Source organism: Flavobacterium bomense, assembly GCF_003970355.1.
Map to the genome: position 1 here is coordinate 1 of NZ_RYDJ01000058.1, position 1799 is coordinate 1799.

The 1799-nt window shown below is 32.0% G+C and carries 2 protein-coding genes; both read left to right on the forward strand.

What is annotated here, in order from left to right; genetic code table 11:
- The first annotated feature begins 145 nt into the window (after positions 1–145).
- A complete protein-coding gene (locus tag EKL98_RS15495; RefSeq protein ID WP_126563101.1) occupies positions 146–943 on the forward strand; it encodes a DUF4292 domain-containing protein in 798 nt (265 codons plus the stop codon).
- 58 nt (positions 944–1001) lie between these two features.
- Positions 1002–1799 (forward strand): murein hydrolase activator EnvC family protein (locus EKL98_RS15500; protein WP_394343482.1); only part of this gene is annotated, 798 nt, incomplete at its 3' end.

The following is a 1799-nucleotide window of genomic DNA, read 5'->3' on the forward strand; positions in this document are numbered from 1 at the left end:
ATTATGTGGTCGATGATTTACAATTAGAAATTAATTTCAACCTGCAATTGGGCGAGGCCTTCAACGGTTTGGGAGATTTCAAGAAAAAAGAACAGTATTTTACTAAAGCCAATCAATTATTAAAAGCCAAAAAATAAGAAATAAAATGAATAAATTTTCAAAAAACACAAGACTTCTTTTTTTGGTTAGCTTCATCAGCTCATTGGTGCTAGTTTCGTGTAAATCCAAAACAGCAGTGGCCGATGTGTCTAAAAATGAAAACCGAAAGAGTGTCAATAAAATCATTGAAAACTACTACAACAATAAAAATGAGTTTTCGACATTATATATAAAAGCGAGTGTTCAATATGCTACTGAGAAACAAAATCAGAATGTTACAGCCGAAATTAAACTCAAAAAAGACGAACAGATATTGATAAGCATTCGGTTTTTGGGAATTACAATGGCCAAAGCTTCGATTACACCAACCAAAGTAAGTTATTACGAAAAAATAAAAGGAACTTATTATGAAGGCGATTTCAGCGCATTAAGTCAATTGTTAGGAACCGATTTAGACTTCAATAAGGTGCAAAATATGCTGTTGGGAAGAGCCATTGACAATTTGAAAGAAGGGAAATATACAGAAACATTTACCGATCAAGTGTATAGATTGGACGAAGAATCTGATGGAAACACTAAGAAATCGTTCTATATTGATGGAAATAATTTCTCGATAAACAAAGAGGAAATTACACAAACAAAAGAGGAAAGAATGATTCAAGTTGTGTATTCTAACAAAAAAGAATTCAAAGAAATGACCTTGCCTTTGACACTAAATATCGACAGTTATCAAAAGCAAGGTAAAACGGAAATAAACTTAGAATACAACAACGTAACCTTTAATGAAGAACTTTCTTTTCCTTATAGTGTTCCAAATGATTACAAAAGAATTATAATTAAGTAAATTTGCACAAACTTATTTTACTATGCCAAAATTTCTCCTAAGCCTAATATTAATTTTTATGACTTCATTGATGTGGAGGCAAGAATCCCAGCAAGAAAAGTTAGAAAAACGAAAAGCTCAAATACAACAAGAAATTAGAGATAATGAAAGGTTGTTGCTATCGGTAAAGAAAAAAGAAAAATCGGCGGTAAGCGTTGTTATTGTTCAAACCAATAAAATAAAGCTGAAAGAAAAACTGATCAATACTACCGAAAAGCAAGCTAGGTTGTTGAGCAACGATATTTATATTAATCAATTAAAAATAAATAAGTTAAATCGGGAACTAGTTGTTCTCAAAGAAGATTATTCAAAGATGATTGTAAAGTCGTATAAAAGCCGTTCTGAACAAAGCCGAGCGATGTTTATCTTGTCCTCTAATAGTTTTTTGCAAGCTTATAAAAGAGCACAGTATATGAAACAATATACAGGCTACAGAAAAATGCAGGGTGTTGAAATTAAATCAAAATCAGATGAGCTTACGGATTACAATGAAAAATTAGACGTTCAAAAATCAGCCAAACAAAAACTGATTCAAGAAAACGAAAAAGAAAGATTATCACTGCTAAAAGCAAAGCAAGAGCAAGATAAACTGGTCAAATTAATTAAAAAAGACAAGAATAAAATTGCCACTGACATCAAGAAAAAACAACAAGAGGCAAGAGCAATCGACAGACAAATTGATCGTATAATTAGAGAAGCTATAGCCGAAGCCAATAGAAAAGCAGCTCTAGAAAAAGCGATGAGAAAAGCGGAAGCCGAAGCAAAAGCTGGAGATACCAAAGAAGAAATTAAAACACGAGCTAAAGCCATTGTATCT

What these genes read in the sequence shown, in the direction of transcription:
- EKL98_RS15495 (WP_126563101.1), top strand. Translation starts at nt 146, where the DNA reads ATGAATAAATTTTCAAAAAACACAAGACTTCTTTTTTTGGTTAGCTTC.